This is a genomic window from Priestia sp. SRI_019 (assembly GCF_057586255.1).
In genome coordinates, this window is the sequence record NZ_JBYCZN010000003.1 from 103,427 (window position 1) to 123,425 (window position 19,999).

The 19,999-nt window shown below is 37.5% G+C and carries 25 protein-coding genes; 16 read left to right on the forward strand and 9 right to left on the reverse strand.

Annotated features, from left to right (window positions below; all coding sequences use genetic code 11):
* The first annotated feature begins 27 nt into the window (after window positions 1-27).
* On the forward strand, window positions 28-1,209 hold the full coding sequence (locus tag AC2YJL_RS18865) for a competence protein CoiA (RefSeq protein ID WP_487374884.1): 1,182 nt from the start codon (window positions 28-30) through the stop codon (window positions 1,207-1,209).
* A gap of 163 nt (window positions 1,210-1,372) precedes the next feature.
* On the forward strand, window positions 1,373-3,190 hold the full coding sequence (pepF, locus tag AC2YJL_RS18870; RefSeq protein WP_028407481.1) for an oligoendopeptidase F: 1,818 nt from the start codon (window positions 1,373-1,375) through the stop codon (window positions 3,188-3,190).
* Window positions 3,191-3,221: 31 nt separating this feature from the next.
* On the opposite strand, the gene AC2YJL_RS18875 is transcribed toward pepF, so the two are convergent.
* The 5 genes from AC2YJL_RS18875 to AC2YJL_RS18895 all read right to left on the reverse strand — a co-directional run bounded on the left by AC2YJL_RS18875 (window position 3,222) and on the right by AC2YJL_RS18895 (window position 6,555).
* A complete protein-coding gene (locus AC2YJL_RS18875; RefSeq protein WP_487374885.1) occupies window positions 3,222-3,425 on the reverse strand; it encodes a hypothetical protein in 204 nt (67 codons plus the stop codon).
* Window positions 3,426-3,695: 270 nt separating this feature from the next.
* Window positions 3,696-4,547, reverse strand: a complete 852-nt coding sequence (locus tag AC2YJL_RS18880) for a ClpXP adapter SpxH family protein (protein WP_013055432.1) — start codon at window positions 4,545-4,547, stop codon at window positions 3,696-3,698.
* Window positions 4,548-4,573: 26 nt separating this feature from the next.
* Window positions 4,574-4,984, reverse strand: a complete 411-nt coding sequence (locus AC2YJL_RS18885) for a globin domain-containing protein (RefSeq protein ID WP_230931787.1) — start codon at window positions 4,982-4,984, stop codon at window positions 4,574-4,576.
* A 286-nt stretch (window positions 4,985-5,270) separates the two neighbouring features.
* Complete coding sequence (locus AC2YJL_RS18890) at window positions 5,271-5,960, reverse strand: lytic transglycosylase domain-containing protein (RefSeq protein WP_230931788.1); 690 nt, start codon at window positions 5,958-5,960, stop codon at window positions 5,271-5,273.
* Between the two features lie 4 nt (window positions 5,961-5,964).
* Window positions 5,965-6,555 (reverse strand): CYTH domain-containing protein, encoded by a 591-nt coding sequence (locus AC2YJL_RS18895; protein WP_195695346.1) that lies wholly within the window; start codon window positions 6,553-6,555, stop codon window positions 5,965-5,967.
* A gap of 216 nt (window positions 6,556-6,771) precedes the next feature.
* Between AC2YJL_RS18895 and AC2YJL_RS18900 the strand changes: the two genes are divergently transcribed.
* The 4 genes from AC2YJL_RS18900 (at window position 6,772) to AC2YJL_RS18915 (ending at window position 9,606) form a co-directional block, all read left to right on the forward strand.
* Window positions 6,772-7,158 carry a UPF0738 family protein gene (locus AC2YJL_RS18900; RefSeq protein ID WP_487374886.1) on the forward strand — a complete coding sequence of 129 codons (387 nt, stop codon included), beginning with the start codon at window positions 6,772-6,774 and terminating at the stop codon, window positions 7,156-7,158.
* A gap of 27 nt (window positions 7,159-7,185) precedes the next feature.
* Complete coding sequence (yjbM, locus tag AC2YJL_RS18905) at window positions 7,186-7,821, forward strand: GTP diphosphokinase (protein WP_028407486.1); 636 nt, start codon at window positions 7,186-7,188, stop codon at window positions 7,819-7,821.
* A gap of 61 nt (window positions 7,822-7,882) precedes the next feature.
* Window positions 7,883-8,680, forward strand: a complete 798-nt coding sequence (locus tag AC2YJL_RS18910) for an NAD kinase (protein WP_025749877.1) — start codon at window positions 7,883-7,885, stop codon at window positions 8,678-8,680.
* Window positions 8,681-8,694: 14 nt separating this feature from the next.
* A complete protein-coding gene (locus AC2YJL_RS18915; RefSeq protein ID WP_195695345.1) occupies window positions 8,695-9,606 on the forward strand; it encodes an RluA family pseudouridine synthase in 912 nt (303 codons plus the stop codon).
* 15 nt (window positions 9,607-9,621) lie between these two features.
* On the opposite strand, the gene prpE is transcribed toward AC2YJL_RS18915, so the two are convergent.
* The gene (gene prpE, locus AC2YJL_RS18920; RefSeq protein ID WP_487374887.1) at window positions 9,622-10,362 is read right to left on the reverse strand and encodes a bis(5'-nucleosyl)-tetraphosphatase PrpE; all 741 of its coding nucleotides are present in this window, start codon (window positions 10,360-10,362) and stop codon (window positions 9,622-9,624) included.
* Window positions 10,363-10,539: 177 nt separating this feature from the next.
* Here prpE and mgtE point away from each other — a divergent pair, with 177 nt between their 5' ends.
* The 5 genes from mgtE to AC2YJL_RS18945 all read left to right on the forward strand — a co-directional run bounded on the left by mgtE (window position 10,540) and on the right by AC2YJL_RS18945 (window position 15,381).
* The gene (mgtE, locus tag AC2YJL_RS18925; RefSeq protein ID WP_014461563.1) at window positions 10,540-11,916 is read left to right on the forward strand and encodes a magnesium transporter; all 1,377 of its coding nucleotides are present in this window, start codon (window positions 10,540-10,542) and stop codon (window positions 11,914-11,916) included.
* Window positions 11,917-12,074: 158 nt separating this feature from the next.
* Window positions 12,075-13,934, forward strand: a complete 1,860-nt coding sequence (locus AC2YJL_RS18930) for a monovalent cation:proton antiporter family protein (RefSeq protein ID WP_195695343.1) — start codon at window positions 12,075-12,077, stop codon at window positions 13,932-13,934.
* Window positions 13,935-14,103: 169 nt separating this feature from the next.
* On the forward strand, window positions 14,104-14,238 hold the full coding sequence (locus tag AC2YJL_RS18935; protein ID WP_487374963.1) for a hypothetical protein: 135 nt from the start codon (window positions 14,104-14,106) through the stop codon (window positions 14,236-14,238).
* Between the two features lie 217 nt (window positions 14,239-14,455).
* The gene (locus AC2YJL_RS18940) at window positions 14,456-14,968 is read left to right on the forward strand and encodes a CotO family spore coat protein (protein WP_060746416.1); all 513 of its coding nucleotides are present in this window, start codon (window positions 14,456-14,458) and stop codon (window positions 14,966-14,968) included.
* A 77-nt stretch (window positions 14,969-15,045) separates the two neighbouring features.
* Window positions 15,046-15,381 (forward strand): DUF1360 domain-containing protein, encoded by a 336-nt coding sequence (locus tag AC2YJL_RS18945; RefSeq protein ID WP_195695342.1) that lies wholly within the window; start codon window positions 15,046-15,048, stop codon window positions 15,379-15,381.
* A gap of 47 nt (window positions 15,382-15,428) precedes the next feature.
* Here the strand turns inward: AC2YJL_RS18945 and AC2YJL_RS18950 are convergent, their stop codons facing one another.
* Together AC2YJL_RS18950 and AC2YJL_RS18955 are read right to left on the reverse strand one after the other, a co-directional pair.
* Complete coding sequence (locus AC2YJL_RS18950) at window positions 15,429-16,262, reverse strand: OmpH family outer membrane protein (protein ID WP_195695341.1); 834 nt, start codon at window positions 16,260-16,262, stop codon at window positions 15,429-15,431.
* A 140-nt stretch (window positions 16,263-16,402) separates the two neighbouring features.
* Window positions 16,403-17,140, reverse strand: coding sequence for a BMQ_0737 family morphogenetic spore coat protein (locus AC2YJL_RS18955; RefSeq protein WP_043980442.1), 738 nt, complete (start codon window positions 17,138-17,140; stop codon window positions 16,403-16,405).
* A gap of 261 nt (window positions 17,141-17,401) precedes the next feature.
* Here AC2YJL_RS18955 and AC2YJL_RS18960 point away from each other — a divergent pair, with 261 nt between their 5' ends.
* The 5 genes from AC2YJL_RS18960 to spoVIF all read left to right on the forward strand — a co-directional run bounded on the left by AC2YJL_RS18960 (window position 17,402) and on the right by spoVIF (window position 18,874).
* Entirely contained in the window at window positions 17,402-17,788 is a 387-nt protein-coding gene (locus tag AC2YJL_RS18960) for a hypothetical protein (protein WP_487374888.1), read from the forward strand.
* Window positions 17,789-17,855: 67 nt separating this feature from the next.
* Window positions 17,856-18,032, forward strand: coding sequence for a hypothetical protein (locus AC2YJL_RS18965; RefSeq protein WP_164797097.1), 177 nt, complete (start codon window positions 17,856-17,858; stop codon window positions 18,030-18,032).
* Window positions 18,033-18,093: 61 nt separating this feature from the next.
* The gene (locus AC2YJL_RS18970; RefSeq protein ID WP_487374889.1) at window positions 18,094-18,273 is read left to right on the forward strand and encodes a hypothetical protein; all 180 of its coding nucleotides are present in this window, start codon (window positions 18,094-18,096) and stop codon (window positions 18,271-18,273) included.
* A gap of 87 nt (window positions 18,274-18,360) precedes the next feature.
* Complete coding sequence (locus tag AC2YJL_RS18975) at window positions 18,361-18,483, forward strand: YjcZ family sporulation protein (RefSeq protein WP_013055448.1); 123 nt, start codon at window positions 18,361-18,363, stop codon at window positions 18,481-18,483.
* A 133-nt stretch (window positions 18,484-18,616) separates the two neighbouring features.
* Window positions 18,617-18,874, forward strand: coding sequence for a sporulation-specific transcription regulator SpoVIF (gene spoVIF / locus AC2YJL_RS18980; RefSeq protein ID WP_013055449.1), 258 nt, complete (start codon window positions 18,617-18,619; stop codon window positions 18,872-18,874).
* 46 nt (window positions 18,875-18,920) lie between these two features.
* Here spoVIF and AC2YJL_RS18985 read toward each other — a convergent pair whose 3' ends face one another.
* Entirely contained in the window at window positions 18,921-19,709 is a 789-nt protein-coding gene (locus tag AC2YJL_RS18985; RefSeq protein ID WP_244658398.1) for a M48 family metallopeptidase, read from the reverse strand.
* Window positions 19,710-19,999: the final 290 nt, after the last annotated feature.

A 19,999-nucleotide genomic window follows, 5' to 3' on the forward strand; every position in this document is an offset into this window, starting at 1 on the left:
GCTGCTATAGGAAGGAGAAATGTACGATTGTTAGTTGCCCAAACAGAAGAAGGCCTCATTTCACTAGCTCAGCGCTTTTCGCTTGAACAGCTTAAGCTGTGGAAAAAAGAAAAGCAGTTCTACTGTCCCTCTTGTCAATCCCCTGTACAGTTAAAGGTAGGTACAAAAAAAATCCCTCATTTTGCTCACTTGAAAAAAACGTGCGTCGCTCAGCATGAAGGTGAAACAGATTATCATCTCGATGGAAAACGAAAGCTGTTTCACTGGTTTAGTTCTCATGTTGAAGTCGAGTTAGAAAGTTATCTTCCTGACATTATGCAGCGTCCAGATCTTCTTGTAGATACGCCCTCGCAAAAATATGCAATCGAATTTCAATGTGCTTCCTTATCTTCCTCAGTGCTAACCAAACGTTCTATTCATTATGAGAAAGGAAATTATATGCCTCTTTGGATTATGGGGGCAAAAAGAATGAAGCGCTTATCCACTTACATGTATCAACTTTCTTTTCAAGAGTGGCAGTTTCTTACTCTTTCCGATTATACGCCCACACTTCTTTATTTTTCACCTTCTACTAATCAACTGTTGAAACTTGAACATCTTATTCCTTTTTCATCTCAGATTTGTTATGCACAGCTTGTCGTGCTTTCTCCTCACGAGCATACCTTTCATGATCTTTTTTCTACACATACACAACCTCAATTTTTCTCTTCATGGATAAAGAAAAAGAAGGCATGGAGAACGCATTATATCCTCTATCCTAATCAGAAGCTTCAGCCTTTTTTACACGCTCTTTATGATAAAAATATTCCTCCCTCCCATATTCCAGCAGAAGCAGGCATGCCGCTGTCTTCTTTATACATGGTTGAAACGTCTGCTACTATATGGCAAACGTGGCTGCTCCTTGATTTAATGCAGCAGAAGCAAGTAGGGGATTTAGTTACAGAACAAGAGTTATGCCGGCTATGGCTCTACAGAATTCATAAGAGGCATATTATATTTCGGTCTTTAACCATGGCTCCTGTTGCTATGGAACAGCCCCTGTTTGAGTATATAGAGGTATTATGCCGGCTAGGAATGCTAACGTATATAACTTCTGGAGTATACAAAATCAGAAGGCCCTACACGATTCCAAAGCAAACATCTGATGCTTTTTTAGAAGATGGACAAATGATGAAAAGGTGGTTAAATCAAGCAAAAGAAGTGACATAATCACTGAAAATCAGTACGCTTAAGAAAGAATCCTTTTTTCAAAAGCGTACTGACTTTTGATTAATTCTTTTAAAACAACATACAATAACGAGAGAAATAAAAAGGATTCGCCTTAGAAAAAGCGAACAGTTATAGACAGGTAGAAAAAGATGGAGGGATGACCATGAGTGAACAATCAAAAGTAAAAAAGTTACCAAGTAGAAGCGAGATAAAAGTAGAAGATACGTGGAAACTAGAGGATATTTTTGCTTCAGATGACGCATGGGAAAAAGAATTTGAAGAAGTAAAAGCTCTTATTCCGCAAATGGAAAAATTCAAAGGAAAACTTGGAGAGTCCGCTCAAACTTTATATGACGCTCTTCAAGAGCAAGACGAGCTCACAATGCGCGTTAGTAAACTTTATACATATGCTCATATGCGCTACGATCAAGATACCACTAACTCTTTTTATCAAGGGTTAAATGATCGCATCAAAACACTTTATACCCAAATTGCAAGTGCACTATCGTATGTAACACCAGAAATTTTGTCTATTGAAGAATCAAAAATTAAACAGTACATGGCGGAACATAAAGAGCTAAAGTTATATGCTCATGCATTAGATGAAATTACTCGCGAGCGTCCGCATATTTTATCAGAAAGCGAAGAAGCGCTTCTTGCTCAGGCTTCTGAAGTGCTAGGATCTTCAAGCAACACGTTTGGAATGCTAAACAACGCAGATTTAGAATTCCCTTCCATTAAAGACGAAAATGGAGAAGAAGTAGAAATTACGCACGGACGCTATATTCGTTTCCTAGAAAGCAGCGATCGCCGCGTACGAGAAGAAGCGTTTAAAGCGGTGTACGAAACGTACGGTAAATTTAAAAATACGTTTGCAAGTACATTAAGCGGCACGGTGAAGAAAGATAATTTTAGCGCCCGCGTTCGTCACTATAATTCAGCTCGTCACTCAGCTCTTAGCACAAATAACATTCCAGAAGAAGTATACGATAACTTAGTTAAAACAGTGAATGATAATTTGCATTTATTGCATCGATATATTGATTTACGTAAGAAAGTATTGGGAATTGAAGAGCTTCATATGTATGATCTCTATACGCCTTTAGTAAAAGACGTAAAAATGGAAGTAACCTATGAAGAAGCAAAAGACTATATTTTAAAAGGTCTGAAACCACTAGGTGAAGACTACCTTAACGTGTTAAAAGAAGGATTTGAAAATCGTTGGGTAGACGTCCATGAGAACAAAGGCAAACGAAGCGGTGCGTATTCTTCAGGAACGTACGGCACCAATCCTTATATCTTAATGAACTGGCAGGATAATGTAAATAACTTGTTTACACTAGCTCATGAATTTGGCCATTCTGTACACAGTTATTACACAAGAAAAACGCAGCCATATCCTTACGGAGATTATTCAATCTTCGTGGCAGAAGTAGCTTCAACGTGTAATGAAGCGCTTCTAAACGATTATTTACTAAAAACAATTGATGATGAAAAGCAGCGCTTGTACTTGCTTAACCATTATTTAGAAGGGTTCCGCGGTACGGTATTCCGTCAAACGATGTTTGCTGAATTTGAGCACGATGTGCACGTGCGTGCTCAAAACGGAGAGCCGCTTACACCTGAATTGTTAACAAAATTGTATTATGACTTAAATAAAAAGTATTTTGGAGACAACTTAGTAATTGACGAAGAGATTGGATTAGAATGGGCTCGTATCCCTCATTTTTATTACAATTACTACGTTTATCAATATGCTACAGGATTCAGTGCAGCAGCAGCATTAAGCAAGCAAATCCTCGAAGAAGGAGATGCAGCTGTTGAGCGCTATGTAGGTTTCTTAAAGTCAGGAAGCTCTGATTATCCAATTGAAGTGTTGAAAAAGGCAGGAGTGGACATGACAACATCTCAGCCTATTGAAGAAGCGCTAGCCGTATTTGAAGAGAAATTAACGGAAATGGAACGTCTATTAAATCAATAAAATTAAAATGAAGCAGGAGCTGTATCCTGCTTCATTTTTTAAATCCTCGAAACTTGTTGTGATTGTTAAGCAATGTAAAAATAATAAGAATAGCTAAAAATAAGAGAGGGCCTGCGATAAGGAGAGGAACAAGCTGCATAAGAGATAAAATATAGAATAAAAAAGAAAACAAAAGAATAACAACCCCTAGAGTAATTCCAGCAATTTTCATAGTTAACACCTCTATTAAAAGCATAATTGGTTGTACTATATGAGTGAATCTGGCTGTTTATGAAGTTTTTTTATAAAAAAATGAATAAAATTGAAAAAAGGGGTTGCCAAAAGTCGACATAATTTGCTATAGTATTAATCGTGAAGTTTATCACAAAACAAACATATACCCCTTTGTTTGACCGTGAAAAATTTCTCCCATCCCCTTGTTGTCTTAAGACAAACGAAAAGACTTGGCGAAAGCCAAGTCTTTTTTGTTTAGTTGATGCTTAGGATAAGCATCAACATGTAATGATTAACAGCTCTTTTCAGTACTTCTCCAAAAGGTTCCGTATTTGACAGGAACTCTCTCAACAACTTGCTGAAGCTGAAGTTTTTTCAATTCTTTTTCAGCCTCTTCTAATGATAAACCATACACAACTGCAACTTCTTTTGAAGCAACAAATTGAAAGTAGCTTAAAAATGAACGAAGAGGCGGAAGACAAGCTGGATCTGGGTCAATTTCTAACATCTCTTTAATGATGTGTACATATGTTTCGTACGAATAGTATCCTGATATCTTAATGCCTTCTTCTTCAACTTTTTCGTTGAAGAACACAAGAGTTGGAATCTCATCGACATCCATTTCCGACGTGATTTTTAAATCACATTGAAAGGCTTTCGCAGCGTAATCTGAATGCAAATCTTTTACAAATTCATTAACATCTAGCCCCACATGTTTTGCACATTGTATTAAGACAGATTCTTCTGTAACATTTTGTTTTTCTAAAAATACTACTTCTTGAAGTCTTCTCAAAAAGCGAATGCCCTGTTTCTTTCCTTGCAGACCGGCCGCTTTAATCGCAATTGATGCAGCGTAAGGAGTATCGATTGGGTTTTCAAGCCACAGATTGCCGTCACATGACATACCGGAACGGCTTCCAGTTTTCTCCCACGATTTTGCAATATGTTCAAATTTCTGCTGTGCTCCAATATTTAATTGCTGTAAGTTTCCTCCAAGCACATGCTTGAGGGATAGCAGCTGACCATATTCTATTTGTAACTTCTTTAGAATAGGCTCGAGTGCCCAGCATTCCGGGCAAAGAGGGTCAACAAATACATAGATTTCAAGCGGTTTTTTATTTGAACCTTGACAAAGCTGATGCAAGGATGGGTATTGGCTATTTAGATTACTCAATGTGAAAATCCTTTCTCATCTGTCTGTTCCGGTGAATTAATCATGTGTTGGGCAGTTAAAATAAGACGATGATAAAGTTCATCTCTCTCAGGGCCTTCTAAATTAATTTCGTCCATTGCTTCATGCATACACGTCAGCCAAGCTCTAGCTCTTGACGGTGTAATTTCAAAAGGAAGATGCCTAGCTCTCAGCATAGGGTGACCATGCTCTTCAGTGTATAACGAAGGCCCTCCTAAATATTGTGTCAGAAATTGCTTTTGCTTTCGTGCTGTTTCTGTTAAATCATCAGGAAAAATTGGCGCGAGCTCAGGATGTTGTCCAACGCGTGTATAAAAAGCATCAACAAGTTTTGAAATCGTATGTTCACCGCCTAATAATTCGTAAGGGGAGTGGATTTTTTCTCTCATGTTGATAACTCCTTTGTTATAAGAAATATACGTCTTAACTCTTTGGTGTTTTTTACTTTCCTTAATTTTAGCAGTGTCATTTGGTTAACTCAAACTATCCGCTTACTTCTTCTACTGGAAAAGAGATAAAGTGGAATTTTACATAAGAAAAGTCTATCATGCTGTGGCGAATCACTAATTATGAGAAACAAAGGAATACTTTCACAAACGTTTCCTTCTATTTATATAGTGTAACCTCGGCAAACTATAGCCATTCCATGTTCGAGTGGCGAATGATTTGGCTCTTTTACACAAGATAAGAAGACATAATTTTATTTACATATTTTTGCGTTTCTTGAAAAGGAGGTACTCCGCCGTATTTATCGACATTACCTGGTCCAGCATTATAGGCCGCCAACGCTAATTTCACGTTTCCATTGTATTTATCTAACATTTGTCGAAGATATTTGGCTCCTCCAAATACATTTTGCTTGGAGTCGTACGGATCTTCTACACCAAGAGCTTTAGCGGTTGCTGGCATTAGCTGCATAAGCCCAGCCGCTCCTACAGAACTTTTGGCAGATGGATTAAAGTTTGATTCTTGTTTAATAACAGAACGAATAAGTTTAGGATCCAGCTGGTAGCGTGCCGCTGCTTCTGTAATGATCGTTTGTAAATCCTGAGAACTGGCCTTTGCCGTTTCGTTTTTTTGTGCAGGTAAGGCAGCATTTGAAGCCGCTGCCTCACCTGAAGAAAAAACAGATGGCTCGGACTGCATTTGAACTGCCGTAGATGGAAACAACTGCGCTGCTTTCAAGTAAAGATTGGTACTCATTTGAGGCTCTTGATTGACGTAGTCTTGAAAAAGCTGAGCAAATACAGAGAGTAAAGTTGTACCAAGCATCACGTTAGCTGTTGGCAGCTGGTTGTTAACTGAAAATGGCTGCGTTCCAGGAAATTGAACGGAAGACATGTAATTGTTAATATTCATGCTCATAAATTTATTCTCCATCCATTAACGTATACTTTCGCTTGTAAAACCGTCGAATTTTGTTTTCCGTTGGTTTCTTTTTAATATCAAGCTCCGTAAGCAATTGCTCAAAGTGTTTTGCTCCTTCATTGGCATCGGTTACTTCGTATTCAAGTTCATAATCCTCAGCACCTAGATAAAAGCTATGATCGAGTACAAGTAACCCATTTTTATATGGAATTTCTGCTCGACTTGTACGCAAAGTGCCAAAATAAGTTAGCGCATGGCTATCAACTTGTAAATCAGTAATAAGCTGTTGAATTGTTGACGGAATCTTGGCACTGCCATCTAGCAATTCTTTAGCTTGTTCATTTGTTAATGCTTCATGTGTTTCTAAAAGACCCTCTTGATGAGGCTGTTTGAGCGTGAGAACGAACTTATCTTTTTTGCTTCGAATTCGCAGGGCAGCCCCGCAGTCTTTTAATGAGAAAGCAGGTGTATCAAAATAGTGGTTTTCTTGAGAAACAAACTGATCTTCAGTTAATTGAAAGTATGAGCGGAGACGATCAAACTCTTCTTTCGTTACTATATTTTTAAATTCAATTTCAATTTCTTGTTTCAATGAAATCATCCTTTTAATTTAGGTCTTTTAGTAAGGCACTTTACATCTTAATTTATCACACTTTTTGAGACAGTAAAACTACATTTCCTAACAGGAATATCCAGATGGGGAACTTGGAAAATGAAGAAATACGGATTGTTTAGGTTTTACCTTTATTAAACGTTCCTGGAATGTGTTAAAATAGTAACGAATTGTATAGTTGGAAGGAGTTTATTTATGCACAATCGAATTGACATCACTACCTGTGTGATGAAATCAAATGAATTACATTTAAAAGCAGACCCTATTGAGACGAAAATTGAACAATTGGAAGATACAAAACAAATGCTTGTTGACTCAGATAACATGTCATTTGTATATGTTGTAGATATTAATGATCAATTTATGTATGTTGGCCTTAGTGATAATATTTGGGCGAATTTAAAGCACGTCTTACATAAAGATATGAAAGTATTTTTAGAAATTAATAAGGAAGTAATTGAGCTATCAGCCGTTAAAGAAGAGCTGTCTTATCTCATCAGTAACATCGAAGGAAATGTGAATTATGGAGACGAGATGGTAGCAAGAGTAGAGGAAGTTTTTTTAGATAAAGAAAATAATTAATAGAGAGAAAAGAGGGGGGTGTTATTAATGATCAGGCATTGGGATTTATTTTTAGCACCGTATAAACAAGCCGTTGAAGAACTTAAGGTGAAGTTAAAAGGAATTCGTTCACAGTATGATATGAAGTCTACGCATTCACCTATTGAGTTCGTGACGGGACGAGTAAAGCCTGTCGCCAGTATTTTGGATAAAGCGACTCGAAAAGGAATTTCTCTCGATCGCTTAGAGGAAGAGATGCAGGACATTGCGGGACTCCGTATGATGTGTCAATTTACGGACGATATTAAAGCGGTCGTAGAGCTCCTGCGTCAGCGCACAGACTTTGAATTGATTGAAGAAAGAGATTATATTCTTCATAAAAAAGAAAGCGGCTATCGTTCATATCATGTGGTCGTATGTTATCCTGTTCAAACAATTAAAGGTGAAAAGAAAATTTTAGTGGAAATTCAAATTCGTACACTGGCTATGAATTTTTGGGCTACAATTGAGCATTCTTTAAATTATAAGTACAGCGGGAAATTTCCTGAGAATATCAAAAAGCGACTTCAGCGTGCTTCTGAAGCGGCTACTCAGCTCGATGAAGAAATGTCTCAAATACGAGGTGAGATTCAAGAAGCTCAGGCTATTTTCTCACGAAAAAAAGAATCGGCGGAAGAATCTTAGTTATGACTCAGCAACAGCTTTGTACATTGGATGGATAGGGGGAGAGAATTAGGTGGAGAAAATAAAATTTGCTATTACATCAAAAGGCAACCAAATATCAAATACGCTTATGCAAAAAATGAAAACGTATTTATTAGATTTTCATTTAGAATATGATGAAAACCAGCCTGATATTGTAGTGTCAGTAGGAGGGGATGGAACGCTTCTCTATGCGTTTCACCGCTATCGAAACCGACTTGACAAGACCGCTTTTATTGGGGTTCATACCGGCCATTTAGGTTTTTATGCAGATTGGACACCTGATGAGATTGAGAAGCTGGTGATTGCTATTGCAAAGACACCCTATCAGACTGTAGAGTATCCACTGCTCGAAGTGATTATTCGCTACACAAACGGTGGACGCGAAGCTCGATACTTAGCTCTGAATGAATGTACGGTAAAAAGTGTAGAAGGTTCTTTAGTAATGGATGTGGAAATTAAAGGGCAGCGATTTGAGACATTCCGAGGAGATGGCCTTTGCGTATCCACTCCCTCGGGAAGTACAGCTTACAACAAATCCCTGGGAGGCGCGATTTTACATCCTTCGCTTCAAGCTATTCAAATTGCTGAAATGGCTTCTATTAACAATCGAGTGTTCCGTACGATAGGTTCTCCATTGGTTCTTCCTGGACATCATACAGCGCTGTTAAAGCCTGTCAACGACGCAGACTTCCAAATTACCATTGATCATTTAACTCTTTTACATAAAGATGTAAAGTCGATTCAATTTCGAGTAGCAAGCGAAAAAATTCGATTTGCTCGCTTTCGTGCGTTTCCTTTCTGGCAGCGTGTCAGAGACTCTTTTGTATGTGATGATTAAAGGCAGGGAAGAGAATGAAACAAGTTTTTACGTTGAGTTGGACCGTAGATCATTCTTTCGAGGGTGTAGCGGTTCGTGAATTTTTAAAAGAACATGATATTTCCAAAGCTTCTCTGACGGATATTAAGTTCAGAGGAGGAGCAATTGAAGTAAATGGAAAGCATGCAACGGTTCGATATATTCTGCAAAAAGGTGACGAAATCAAGGTGGCGTTTCCACCAGAAAAAGCAAGTGAAAGTCTTCTTCCTAAAGCTATACCTTTGGATATTGTATACGAAGATGAGTATATTTTAGTTTTGAATAAGCAGCCAAATATGCCAAGTATACCTTCTCGAGAACATCTCACGTGGTCACTAAGTAATGCTGTGCTCTATTATTATGAGAAAAATAACATTAACTCGACTGTTCATCTTGTAAATAGGTTGGACCGAGACACATCTGGACTGCTTATTGTCGCTAAGCATAGGCACGTTCATTACTTATTCTCTAAAGCACAAAAAGAACATGAAATTAAACGCGTGTACCGAGCTTTTGTTCATGGTAAGCTTGTTGGCAAAGAAACGATAGAGGCACCGATTGGCCGAAAAGAGTCAAGTATCATCGAACGAGAAGTAAGAGAAGATGGGCAATTTGCTATTACGCACTATACGGCGCTTCGTCAGTATTCTTCTTTTACAGAAGTTGCTCTTTCGCTTGAGACGGGGAGAACTCACCAAATTCGTGTTCATATGGCTTATAAAGGATATCCCCTGCTTGGAGATACTTTATATGGCGGAACGAATCATCTTATTTCTCGTCAAGCTCTTCACAGCTATGAACTCACTTTTTTTCATCCTTTTTTACAAAAAACTTTGTCTTTTACAGCACCTTTGCCGCCAGATATGCAGAAACTTCAAATCGTAAAAGAAAGTCGCTTTTTTAAATGAAAAGCGACTTTCTTTTTACCCGAAGTGATTAAATTTTTCCTCTACATAAGGCATAGATGACGGTACAGATATAATATTCCTTTCAGGATACTGAAACGCCGTTAAAGCCCCTCCAAAAACTGCGCCTGTATCAATATTAATGGTATTGTGAATTTTTCTGGCTTTTACTACGGGTGTATGCCCATACACGATAAACGGTTTTCCTTTATAATGTTGGGCCCAATCTCGTCGGACAGGCATGCCGTTTAGATGTTTTTCACCCGTAATGTCTCCATATAGCACAAAGGTTTTTACTTTTTTATCCGTTCTGCCGATGTATTCAGCTTTAAGACCGGCGTGAGCAATAATTAATTGGTTTTGATCAAGCTGCACATATAGAGGTGATTGTTCATAAAGCTCAATGAACTTTTTTTTAATGAATTTCTGTTCTCTTGAAGGTAAAGCTTCGTACTCAGCAACGGTCGTTTCTAACCCATGAGTAATTTGCACTTTGTTACCGCAAAAGAAGCGATATAGCTTATTGCAGTGATTGCCTGGACAGTAGTAAGCTTGCTGATGCTTTATTACAAGTGACCATACGAGCTCAATCACTTTTAGTGAATGAGGTCCTCGGTCTGTTAAATCACCTACGAATCCAAGGCGCCGTCCGTCAGAATGGACAGGAATCCCGTCTTGCCACTCATACCCAAGTTTTTCTGTTAACGCTTTTAATTCATCATAGCACCCATGGATATCCCCTATTATATCTACTTTCATCTTTTATCCACATCCTTAAAAGGTTTTTCCTTTGACGATATAAAATTACCCTTATATGGAGCAAACTATGTGTAGAACTTATATATTATTGGGAAAAGAGTAAAGAGCTATGAGTTGAAAAAAAACAAAATTCATCATAAAGTTAAATGAGTTTTGTGCGACAGGGAGGTTGAAGACATGACAGATTCAATTGAAAAAGAAGAAAAGGCATGGTTCGCCGAACATTTATTATCACTTTTAGAAAAAAATGAAATCGATGCATTTCGTGAAGAATTTTTACATATGCATACGTATGACCAAGCTCAATTTTTTGAAGAATTAGATGAGCCTTCTAGATTTGCGCTGTACGAGATGTTATCTCCGGAAGAAATGGCGGATATCTTTGAAAATGTAGAGATACGAGAAGAAGATTATCAAGAAATTCTCTCAGAGATGCATCCCAATTTTGCAGCAGACATGCTGTCGGAAATGTCGGCGGATGATGCCGTTGACGTATTAAATGAATTGGATAAAGAACAAGTGGCGAGCTATTTAACGATTATGGATGAAGAAGCAGCCGATGAAATTAAAGAGTTGCTTCATTACGAGGAATATACCGCTGGAAGTATTATGACGACTGAATTTGTAGCCATTCGTGAAAATCAAACCGTACATTCAGCTATGCACATTCTACGCAGGGAAGCTCCAGAAGCGGAAACGATTTATTATGTATTTGTTATTGATGAACAAAAGCATCTAGCAGGTGTTATTTCTCTTCGTGATTTAATTATAGCAGATGAAGATACGATGATAAGCGAAGTGATGAATGAACGAGTCGTATCCGTGTCAGTAGCAGAAGACCAAGAAGAAGTTGCGCGTATTATGCGCGATTACAACTTTCTTGCGCTTCCAGTTGTTGATTTTCAGCAGCATCTTCTCGGGATCATTACGGTTGATGATGTGATGGATGTTCTGGATGAAGAGGCATCGGATGACTATTCTAAATTAGCGGGTATTAGTGATGTAGATGATACGATTGACCACAATCCTTTAGTAGCGGCCAAAAAGAGGCTGCCTTGGCTTATCATTTTGCTGTTTTTAGGAATGATGACAGCGAGTTTAATTGGACGTTTTGAAGATACGTTGAATCAAGTAGCTATTTTAGCTGTATTTATACCTTTGATTGGCGGTATGGCTGGTAATACAGGAACACAGGCACTAGCCGTTGCGGTTCGCGGACTGGCGACGGGAGAAATCGAAGAAGAAAGCAAATTTAAGCTGTTAATCCGAGAAGCAGCTACGGGAATGATTACGGGCGCATCATGTGGACTTTTAGTTGTATTAATTGTTTATATTTGGCAAGGTGATCTTATTTTAGGCGCTTTGGTAGGCGTCTCTGTATTTTCAACATTGATTGTGGCTACACTAGCAGGAGCGTTTATCCCCCTTCTCATGCACAGGTTCAAAATTGACCCTGCAGTCGCATCAGGACCATTTATTACAACGATCAATGATCTTATCAGTATTTTAATTTACTTCGGTCTAGCGACAACATTTATGAGTTATTTAAAATAATGAAGGGACTTTAGAATTCGACATGAGTAATCATGTCGGATTTTCATTATCAGTTCATATAGTTGACAGAGAACCTTCAAGCTTTTATGATTAACCTTTAATTTTGAATACTAACGTCTTCGTTTTATAAATAACGAAGGTAAAAGGAGGGGAATCTAATGGAACAGCACGCGTCCTTTACATCACTTGTTATCGTCATTAGTTTGGCCTTTTTAACGCCTATACTGTTGCATCGGTTTAAACTCAACATTATACCTGTAGTCGTAGCTGAAATTATTATGGGATTAATTATAGGGAAAAGTGGTTTTGACCTTGTGGAGCAGGATATGTGGCTTGAAACACTTTCCACTCTAGGCTTTATCTTTTTGATGTTTTTAAGTGGTTTAGAAATTGATTTTTCTGCTTTTGCTGGAGGAAATTCAAAAGACAAAAAGGCATCAGGAGCTAAGGTGCCAAATGCTTTTTCCATTTCTATACTAGTGTTTGCAGCTATCTTTGCGGTTTCACTATTTTTGTCCTATGTTTTTGTATGGACCGGTTTTATTGATAATGCCTTTTTGATGACGCTTATTATTTCTACCATTTCACTAGGAGTAGTAGTGCCGACCTTAAAAGATGCACAGATTATGAAAAAGCCGATTGGACAGACCATTTTATTGATTGCGGTTATTGCGGACTTAGTCACGATGATTTTACTAGCCGTATTTGCTTCCGTCTATGATAAATCAGGAAATAGCAATACATGGTTGATTTTAATTTTATTTGGAGTAGGAGTGATTTTATACTTCATAGGGAAGCAGTTTAAAAACCGATCGTTTCTTGAGACAATGTCTAAAGGTACAATTCAAATTGACACGCGCGCGGTATTTGCACTCATTATCATTCTAGTGGGCCTTTCGGAGTCAATTGGTGTTGAAAACATTTTAGGCGCTTTTTTAGCGGGATCACTCGTTTCTCTTCTTGCGCCTAACAAAAATTTAGTTCATAAATTAGATTCGTTTGGCTACGGATTTTTAATTCCTATCTTTTTTGTGATGGTAGGAGTGAAGCTTGATGTTTGGTCATTGTTCAGTGATAAAAAAGTGCTGATTTTAATGCCTTTATTATTCATTGCATTGTTGATATCCAAGCTAGTCCCCGCGTTAATCTTAAGAAAATGGTATGATATGAAAACCGTTTTGGCATCGGGTTTTCTTTTAACATCGACTTTATCACTCGTTATTGCAGCAGCAACGGTTGGTGAAAATATTGGTGTTATTGATTCACAAATGTCCGGTGCGCTGATTTTGGTGGCGATTATTACATGTATTATTACACCTATTATCTTTAGAAAGCTGTTTCCAAAGCCTGAAATCAGTGACAGAAAGCTGAAGATTAATATGCTCGGTGCAAATCAATTTACACTCCCGGTTATTCGAGAAATGGATCTTGATTTATATGATGTTACGATTTATCATCCTACGCAGGACAAAATTGAAAACCGTACGTCGGATTCCATTTTTAATATCGTCGACATCGATGGATATAGTAAGGAAACTTTAATACGTATGGGGATTTTAGATGCGGATGTATTAGTTGTAACCACCGGGGAAGAAGAGAGAAATAGCGACATTGCTCTATTTGCAAAACAATATGGTACAGAACGGGTTATTGCCCGTGTAGAAAGTCCTGTATTAGATGAAAAGATGAAAGAAAATAACATTGAAGTTTTTTCTGTGCTGTTATCTACGACTGCATTGCTAAAAGCTTTAATCGAATCGCCAAATATTTTAAATATCTTAACCAATCAAGAAACAGCACTTTATCAAATTAATATGCGTAACCCTAAATACGAGGGGGTAGAGCTTCGCAAGTTCCCATTTACAGGAGATGTGATCTTTGTTCGAATCTTTAGAGGCAAAGATTCCATTGTACCTCATGGCGATACAGAGCTTGAATTTGATGATCGTTTGATTGTAACGGGGTCTCGTTCGTATGTGAATGAATTGCGTATGCTTCTTGAGTATAAAATTAGATAAAGGTATCTAGGTAGGTTTAGTTTTCTATATTATTGAATGAGAGAAAGAGGCTGGGACAAAATTATTTTAGCTGAAGTGATAAACGAACCATTGATCAAAATGTTTGATTAGTGGTTCGTTTTTTTGTTGTTTTGAAAATAAGTTTCATCTGTTTAGCTCTTTCTAGCAGTTGATTGGAGGACAAGACGAAGACTCCTGCGGGAAAAGCGGAACAGATGAGACCCCCCAGGAGCGCAAGCGACGAGGAGGCTCATCGGCCGCTTGCGGAAAGCGAAGTCTTGCACGGAAATCAACTGCGGTGTGACAAGCGGTTCAGCTCATGTGTCCCATTTGTGCGTCTTTAGATTGAATTAGCTTCGTTATGTCTCAACCTCTTTTATTGTGTTTTCTTAAATGCTGGAAATAAAAGTACAGCCTTGCTTTTGTTGTTAAAAAGGCTACCGCAAAAAAATAAACAAGTTTTTCCGTGTTCAAGCATACATTTTTAAAAGAACGATAACAAGCAATTGGAGGTATGCTTCATGACTAACTCAAAATCTAAGTCAGAAGAAAACGAGCCGCTAATGTACATTGTCCAGCCAAACGCTACGCAAAATCAGCGTTCTATGCAATATTATTTTAGTTCAAAACAGCAAGACAATAAAGGAATAGAGAAAGAGCACGTGTTAAAAGAAGAGCCCAGCTTTTCTTCCATTCAAGAAGTCAAAGAGCCTGACGTAGAAAAAGTGGAAGAGATTAAGCAAGAAAAAGAGGAAGAGCGTTCAATTGTTCCCGTAGATATACCGCAATCAGAGACTAAAAAGCCAAATAAAATGTTTCAGTCTATGACGATTAAAGAAAAAGTTGAATTTTTATGCAGCTTCCCGCCTCATATGTCTCAGCCAATTTGTGAAATTACGTGTCAAAACCAAAAATATATAGGAACAATTTTAGAATTAAAAGAAGGAAGTTTATACGTGAGCGTTCCCCCTAATAAAGAGAAAACAGTATTGACTTTTCATGATATTCAGACCATATCTATCATTAAAATTTAAGCAACTCTAAAAGCTAACAGTGAAGAAGCACGTTAGCTTTTATTTTCATAAGTTTGTGAATGCACGGAGGAATGAAGATGACATGGATTTATCTAACATTATTTGTCTTTGCGACGTTTCGACTTACTCGTCTAATTGTTTTTGATAAAATTACAGCGTTTATTCGTAAACCGTTTCATAAAATCGTAGAAGATCAAGATGAACAAGGAAATACGGTAACTTATTTAGAGATAAAAGGGAAGGGACTGCAAAATTGGATTGGAGAGCTGCTCAGCTGTTATTGGTGTACGGGCATATGGTGTGCGGTAGGGATTTATTTTAGTTATGTAGCGGTCCCGCATATTGCTATACCTGTCATTACAATCTTAGCTATTGCAGGATGTGCAGGAATTATAGAATCGTTTATGAAATAAATGGACGAGTTAAAAGACATATTGAACATCAATATGTCTTTTAATAATTAAGGGAAATTTAGCACTACTTTATTAAAAAAAGGAATGCCTTCTTGCCACTCTTCGCTATAAAAAAAGCCTTCTAGAATAAATGAAGTCGTATCAGAGGACAGCGGAATGACTACTTGAAAAGAGTCAAATAGTAATTTGTCTTTTGGCTTTAATACGGTTTGCTTAATAGGTTTAATCCAATATTCACCGTCATTTTGAATTTTTTCGTTCCATTTTGGATGAGCATAGCGCCATTCTAGAGAAGAAGAGGGGATACTGGAAACTTCAATGTCTTTTTCATCAATGAGCTTCCCGCTTAATATAGCCGAAGCAGTGGGTTTCATTTTTAAGCAAAGCACCGGAGAGCGTAAAGTACTGCTCGTTTGATTTTGAATAATTACGTTGCCGAATATCGTCAGCTCGCTTTCATCTTGTTCTGGCAGCAGTATAGAATGTTGAAAGAAACAGAGGATATCACTCTTTTCGAACCTTTCCACAGGTTTTTCCACAATTTTTTCGATTACTTTTTCCACAATCTTTTCTTCAATAACGGGCTGTTTTCTCGAGGCTTTTTCCCGAAATGCTTCTGCAATAATTTTTTGTTCAGAAAGCTCGTTTCTTAGTAAATCCAGCTCTTTTTCTAATCCTTCAATTTCTACTTCTTTTTCAGATGTAGAAAGCGTCTCAGCGTGTTTTTTCTTCCAAAACGATGTATTTTCTTTTTCTCGTTCTAAAGCTCGTTCATAGCTTTTTAATTGATTTTGCACGTGCCGAATTTCCGATTTATAGTGAATGAGCTTTTGTTTTAATTGAGTTAAATCATCTTTAGGGGAAGGGGAGTTACGACTCATTTAGTAGTCTCCTTTCCTGCTGAGCTATGAATTAAGTTTGTAAATCTGAGCTGCCCACAGCAGTTTTATTTATATGTATGCACAAAGCTTGTAAACGATGAAAAAAGAGGAGAAATATTCTCCTCTGGCTTTTTATCTCGTTAATCAAAGTCGTGAAGGTCGAAGTCTGACTCTACGTCGTCTCCATCAAAATCATCGTGATGTGGCTTTCCAGGGAAAATAGCATCACATTGAGGTGGATATTCAATAGGTGAGCAGCTGCTTGTGGAAATGATTTCAGGGCGAGGATAGCAGAAGCTTCCCTCTACTTCAACTTTTACATCTTTTTCAATTTGGACACTTAGGCACAATACAAGATCAAAGCTTAGTTGCTGTAAGTGACAATCTGATAATCTGAGAGAACCATCAGTTCCTTCAAAAGATTCAAGGTGTACAACAGGCTCTGTTCCTTCCGGAGCGCATAAATAGAATGTCTGATGTATTTTCCAAGGAATAACGCTAGATTCAACCTCATCGTGTTTGTGATGTCCACTCAATTCAATTAACTTAACTCGGTAAAAGCCGCTAATTGATAATTTTACCTCATGAAGAACAACAACTTCTCCATCTGGTAACACAATTTTTTTAGGTCTGCGACCACCGTGTGGCACAAGCTCAATCACGTTATCAAGTGCGTCTTCATCTGAAGGATCTACAGGGTGACCTTCACTATCTGTTAAAACAATTTCCACTTCTACGTCATGGCCCAAATCTTTAAGTGCTTCTTCTTTAAATAATGAAGTGTCATTCGTAAAGATTTGTGGTAAAACAACTTGACGTCTAACCCAGTCGTACACTTTAGGCACGCGGATACATAATGATTCAAAAAGTTCTGCCATTTTTAAACCTCCTAATTGTAATTGTCCTTCCTTTACGCTTTTCGTTACTAGGTATCGGACTACTATAGTGTATGAATGACCTGCTTTTATGTTCCTTAGTAAAAGCGGAATTTATCGGAATAAATTCTAGTTGGAGCGAGCATAAAAAATGAAGGAAATAATAAACTCAATTACAGCATATTCATGTTAATAAAAAGTGTTATTCATCTTTAACTGATTTTTTAGAAGCTGTGGGTTATTTATAATGGAGGAGTGAAGGGCATGAGTGAGGAAAGAACGAAAAAATATATTGCTTCATTGAAGTCGGAGTTGGCTTTTTATAAAGAAGAATATCAAAAATTCAAGCACCAAGAATTTGAATATGAAGATATTAAGGAAGAGTTAGTGGCATTACAGCAAAAGCATGAAGAAGAAAAAAGAAAACTAGAGGAAAAAATAGATTGGCTGAAAGTATGCGTTAATGAACAAAAATCAAAAACCGAACAGTCCATTGTACAGTACAATCATCAAGCTCAAGGTACCATTCAAGAACTGCAAAATCGGCTGCGTGAAGTGACAGAACAAAAGGGAGGAGAAAGGCCAAGAGTAAGGAAACCAAAGAACAGCACGGACTTATTTTTGTCCCTGCAGCGCAAAATGGACAAATAAGATAGAACGTCTTTCTTTAGTCCTGAATATAATGTTATAGATAGGATGCTGTGAAAAGGAGGGAAACATGATGTATTATCATTATAATTATAATCCTAATCAATACCCTCAGCCCCTGCCTTATCATCCACAACCAATGACAAAACAATCGGTAAAGAAAGGGCAGTCTATTCCTAAGCCAGTCCAGTACCCTTCTCCAAAACAAGGTGGTTGCGGCTGTGGTTCAAAGTTACCAAAGCGATAAGCAATAGAAGCATTGTCACTCGGACAATGCTTTTTTACATAGAGTGGAGAGAGGTGTAGAGATGCCGGATTTTTTCGATGAATTTGAACGTTTTTTTGAACAGCATATGATGGGAGAACATCGAAAGAGAATGAACGAAGTAGAAAAAGCAGAAAAGCAGATGGAACAGCAAGAGAGGAAACTGCAGCAAAATGTAAAAAGACTTGATGAGCAAGATGTTGAAGATCCGTTTGGACAATGAAATTTAATGTACACAGTTGAAAAGCCCATACAAAATCATTTGAGTGAACATACAGTATAGAGAGTAAAACAGAGGGGGTGTAATATTATGGGCTGCGGATTTGGCTACGGTGGTTGTGGTTACGGTGGTGGCTACGGCGGTGGTTTTGCGTTAATCGTTGTATTATTCATTCTATTAATTATTGTTGGTTGTGTTTGTTTTTACAATTAATCCCTTCTATGAATAAGGCACCGAAAAGTGCGGGTGAAGTTTCACTCGTACTTTATTTTTTTATTAAATGTAAAGGGCACCATCTAGGCACATGGTGCATACGATGAAGTATAAATAAAGGAGGTCATGCAAAATGGATAATAATATGTTTAAAAATATAGAAAAGAAAACAGGCGTTAATATGAAGGATATCTTTGAACTTGCGAATTCTGTACAAAATGCTAATTTTAAAGATGAGCAAACGGTGCGTAATATTGTGAAGCGAGTAGCACAAATTGCGAATAAGCCAATTTCAAAACAAAAAGAAGAACAAATTGTTAAGGCGATTGCAAACAATAATCAATCCATTGATTTTGCGACCATCGCTAAAATGCTAAATGAGAAAAAATAATTTAATGTTTTATATAAAGCCCTGACACGTCAGGGCTTTTTTCCATTTATGCAATTTCATTTGTTTGAAATGCGTTAGAATCAAGATCAAACAGTTCGGGATGCTGTGCTAAGTAATTAATTTCTTTAATACGATGAGCGATAGGAGGGTGAGTTGAAGTGGCTTGATTCAACCACATAAAAAAACCTTTTTCCTGTGAGTGCGTATGAACAAATTCTTCCTGATTTACTTTTTTATTTAGACAATGACCAACCGCAAGTATAGTGAGTGCTTGAGTGGCAGCTTTTGCATCACCAATCGCAACGGAAGCTATGCGATCACATGTATATTCACAGGCCCTAGAGTAAGCTTTTCCTAAAAAAGGAACCCAAAGAGCAGGTAGAATAAGTGAGTGGTAGAGTGTATGCTTACGTTTGATATGAACTAATTCGTGGGCAATAATAAAAGAAAGTTCTTTTTCTTGATTATCTTCAATCATTTCAACAATGTCCGAGTATAAAACGACAAAGTGACGTCCAAAAAAACGTGTAGCAAACGCGTTTAACAAGCCGCCTGATTGAATAATATAAATATCGGGCAGCTCTAAATTCAGCTCTGAAGATAAATGTTTTGCCTGATGATAAGTGTGGGGGAACTGCTTCTCTGTCAATCTAACTCCATTATTGCGAATTTGAGCAATGGAGAAACCGTGGAGTATAAATGTAATTAAAAAACCGATTACAAGGTAGATAATACCAATGAGTGAAATAATTAAAAAGAAATAAGTTAATAAGCTGATAACCATACACAGAATGAAAAAAATCTTTTCATTTTCATGAATAAGCTTTGTGTTCAATAATGGAGCCCCCTAAAATATAGTAGTACAGTACATAACGTAGTGTAACGTATCCACGTATGAATATCTACCTCTTAGTGGAATATTTGGTTAATAATAGATGATGAGAATATTAGTTATGGACGCTAGCTTGAAGTAAGATAAAGAGGTTGAAACATAACTACAGAAATCCAATTTAAAGACGAACAATCTGGATACATGATCCGGCTTGCTCGACCGCTGTTGCTTTCTGCGGGGTCTCATCTGTCCCCGCAGGAGTCTTCGCCTTGCTCTTTAACCAACCGCTAGAA

Coding starts and splice junctions, on each gene's coding strand:
- pepF (WP_028407481.1), top strand. CDS start 1,373: ATGAGTGAACAATCAAAAGTAAAAAAGTTACCAAGTAGAAGCGAGATA.
- AC2YJL_RS18875 (WP_487374885.1), bottom strand. CDS start 3,425: ATGCTTTTAATAGAGGTGTTAACTATGAAAATTGCTGGAATTACTCTA.
- AC2YJL_RS18885 (WP_230931787.1), bottom strand. CDS start 4,984: ATGAGAGAAAAAATCCACTCCCCTTACGAATTATTAGGCGGTGAACAT.
- AC2YJL_RS18890 (WP_230931788.1), bottom strand. CDS start 5,960: ATGAGCATGAATATTAACAATTACATGTCTTCCGTTCAATTTCCTGGA.
- AC2YJL_RS18900 (WP_487374886.1), top strand. CDS start 6,772: ATGCACAATCGAATTGACATCACTACCTGTGTGATGAAATCAAATGAA.
- yjbM (WP_028407486.1), top strand. CDS start 7,186: ATGATCAGGCATTGGGATTTATTTTTAGCACCGTATAAACAAGCCGTT.
- AC2YJL_RS18915 (WP_195695345.1), top strand. CDS start 8,695: ATGAAACAAGTTTTTACGTTGAGTTGGACCGTAGATCATTCTTTCGAG.
- prpE (WP_487374887.1), bottom strand. CDS start 10,362: ATGAAAGTAGATATAATAGGGGATATCCATGGGTGCTATGATGAATTA.
- mgtE (WP_014461563.1), top strand. CDS start 10,540: ATGACAGATTCAATTGAAAAAGAAGAAAAGGCATGGTTCGCCGAACAT.
- AC2YJL_RS18930 (WP_195695343.1), top strand. CDS start 12,075: ATGGAACAGCACGCGTCCTTTACATCACTTGTTATCGTCATTAGTTTG.
- AC2YJL_RS18940 (WP_060746416.1), top strand. CDS start 14,456: ATGACTAACTCAAAATCTAAGTCAGAAGAAAACGAGCCGCTAATGTAC.
- AC2YJL_RS18945 (WP_195695342.1), top strand. CDS start 15,046: ATGACATGGATTTATCTAACATTATTTGTCTTTGCGACGTTTCGACTT.
- AC2YJL_RS18950 (WP_195695341.1), bottom strand. CDS start 16,262: ATGAGTCGTAACTCCCCTTCCCCTAAAGATGATTTAACTCAATTAAAA.
- AC2YJL_RS18955 (WP_043980442.1), bottom strand. CDS start 17,140: ATGGCAGAACTTTTTGAATCATTATGTATCCGCGTGCCTAAAGTGTAC.
- AC2YJL_RS18960 (WP_487374888.1), top strand. CDS start 17,402: ATGAGTGAGGAAAGAACGAAAAAATATATTGCTTCATTGAAGTCGGAG.
- AC2YJL_RS18965 (WP_164797097.1), top strand. CDS start 17,856: ATGATGTATTATCATTATAATTATAATCCTAATCAATACCCTCAGCCC.
- AC2YJL_RS18970 (WP_487374889.1), top strand. CDS start 18,094: ATGCCGGATTTTTTCGATGAATTTGAACGTTTTTTTGAACAGCATATG.
- AC2YJL_RS18975 (WP_013055448.1), top strand. CDS start 18,361: ATGGGCTGCGGATTTGGCTACGGTGGTTGTGGTTACGGTGGTGGCTAC.
- spoVIF (WP_013055449.1), top strand. CDS start 18,617: ATGGATAATAATATGTTTAAAAATATAGAAAAGAAAACAGGCGTTAAT.